Source organism: Oceanibaculum sp., from assembly GCF_022449305.1.
Taxonomy (GTDB): domain Bacteria; phylum Pseudomonadota; class Alphaproteobacteria; order Oceanibaculales; family Oceanibaculaceae; genus Oceanibaculum; species Oceanibaculum indicum.
Genome location: NZ_JAKUSO010000128.1, coordinates 1 through 1,983, shown reverse-complemented (window position 1 = coordinate 1,983; position 1,983 = coordinate 1). Strand labels below are relative to the sequence as shown.

The 1,983-nt window shown below is 59.9% G+C and carries 2 protein-coding genes and 1 pseudogene; 1 reads left to right on the top strand and 2 read right to left on the bottom strand.

Annotated elements, in window-relative coordinates; genetic code table 11:
* Both MK313_RS18130 and MK313_RS18125 read right to left on the bottom strand, forming a co-directional pair.
* Window positions 1–180, bottom strand: a pseudogene (locus MK313_RS18130) (hypothetical protein); the annotation flags it as partial.
* A 249-nt stretch (window positions 181–429) separates the two neighbouring features.
* Window positions 430–1,476: an IS5 family transposase gene (locus MK313_RS18125; protein WP_287783649.1), complete on the bottom strand. Its 1,047-nt coding sequence runs from the start codon at window positions 1,474–1,476 to the stop codon at window positions 430–432.
* Window positions 1,477–1,559: 83 nt separating this feature from the next.
* Between MK313_RS18125 and MK313_RS18120 the strand changes: the two genes are divergently transcribed.
* On the top strand, window positions 1,560–1,983 hold a 424-nt coding region (locus MK313_RS18120; RefSeq protein ID WP_287783646.1), incomplete at its 3' end, for a JAB domain-containing protein.

Here is a 1,983-nt window from a genome sequence, read left to right as displayed (position 1 = left end):
GGCTTGCATCAACCGCGCCATCTTGTCGGCGCCGCCCCCTTTGCCTGCCATGATCACAAACTCAACCGGCTTCTTGGGCTCCCAGCCCGCCGCCGCATCGCTTGATGAAAGGGTGCCGCCAAGCGCAAAAACCAGCGCCGCGGCAAGTCCATAAATTGTTGATCGTGTTAGCCAGTTCATGATGATCTCCCATTTGTTACGCCCCCCTACAAGAGGTCGACGGAAAATTAGTATCACTGCCTCATAGAGTATTTCGTCCTCACTGCCAGGAAAAGCGTTTATTTAAGGGCACCTCGAATAATGCCCTGACGAGCTCGAACCTGGGTAGCAGATGTTGCCCGGTCTCGGGATTTTAGCATCCGACCGCTCCTGATCGGTTGATTTGATGCCAAAACTCGTAATCCGCACAGGCTCCCGCCTTCAATATCGTCATGTTGGCGTCGCCGACGCGAGACGCTCCACCTGCACCAGGCGGCGCATGTTGTAGGCGATGTTCTTCAGCCCGATCCGCGCCTTGGCCCGCACCAGCCCGATGCCGCGCACCAGCGTTCCGCCCATATCGTTGCTCTGAGCCCCAAAGATATGCTCTACCCGGGCCCGCACCTTCGAGCGGGTCTTATTGCCTCGCATCTCCCGCTCGCTCAGCGGCTTGTTGCGATGCCCCTTGCGGTGGATCCGGCTCTTCAAGCCCCTCTCAACCAGCGTCGCCTCGATCTCCGCCGACCGGTAGGCGCTGTCCGCCCATACGTCGGAAGCCGTGTTGTCGGGATCCAGGATGTCGTCCAGAACCTGACTGTCATGCACCGCCGCGTCGGTCACCTGATAGCGCCGCACCAGCTTGTGGCGACGGTCCACATTGACATGGTTCTTGTAGCCGTAGTGGCTCTTGCCGTGCCTCTTGGTCCACCGCGCGTCGGTATCCTTCTGGCAACGCTTGGCCGGCTGCTGCTCCCAGCCCTCCAGCGTCTCGCCGGCCCTGATCCGAGCGTTCTCGTCACGGCTGTTGCGCTGTTTGGGGACCGCCACAATCGAGGCATCGATGATCTGGCCGCCCATCGCCAAGTAGCCCCGCTTCCTCAGATAGCCGTCGAAGCTATCGAACAACGCCTCGATCACCCCAGCCTGCGCTAGTTGTTCGCGGTAGAGCCACACCGTCTTGGCATCGGGGACTTTGTCTTCAATCCCCAATCCCAGAAACCGCATGAACGAGAGGCGGTCGCGAAGCTGGTATTCAACCTGGTCGTCCGAGAGATTATAAAGCGCGCAGAGAACGATCGCCTTGAACATCACCACCGCATCCCAGGGTTTGCGCCCCGCCGACGACTTCCGGTCCTCGGCCGGCTTGCGCCATGCCGCCTCCAGACGAGGCCGGAAGTCTTCCCACGGAACAACCGCGTCGATCTTCAACAGCGGGTCGTTCTTGGCGTCCAGGCCGGCATACCGATTCGCGATGTCGAAAAAACCCATTTGGCCCATGGCTGGTTCCTCTGCCCTCGTGTCACGTCAACAGGATCCTAACCGATTGAAACGTGGGATTGCATATTTAGAGGTGCCCTTTAATGAGTGGCAAACCGAATAAACCGGCTGGCCACGCCGGTCATCGTGAACGCCTGCGCGACCGCTTCCTCAATGCCGGTGCGGACGCTCTCGCCGATTACGAACTGCTTGAACTAATTCTGTTTTCCGCCCTGCCCCGGGTCGACACGAAAGCCACCGCCAAGGCCCTGCTTTCGCGCTTCGGCAGCTTCGCCGCTGTCATCAGCGCCGAACCTCAGCGCCTCGAAGAGGTCAAGGGTATCGGGCGCGCCGGCGTGGTCGCGCTGAAAGCGGTGCAGGCGGCGGCCCTGGCCTACATGCGCGACGAGATCATGGATCAACCCATATTGAGTTCGTGGGACAAGCTGTTGCGATATTGCAAGGCGAGCATGGGCCATAACGCCACGGAACAGTTCCGTATCCTGTTCCTCAACAACAAAAATGCCC

Coding starts and splice junctions, on each gene's coding strand:
- MK313_RS18125 (WP_287783649.1), bottom strand. CDS start 1,476: ATGGGCCAAATGGGTTTTTTCGACATCGCGAATCGGTATGCCGGCCTG.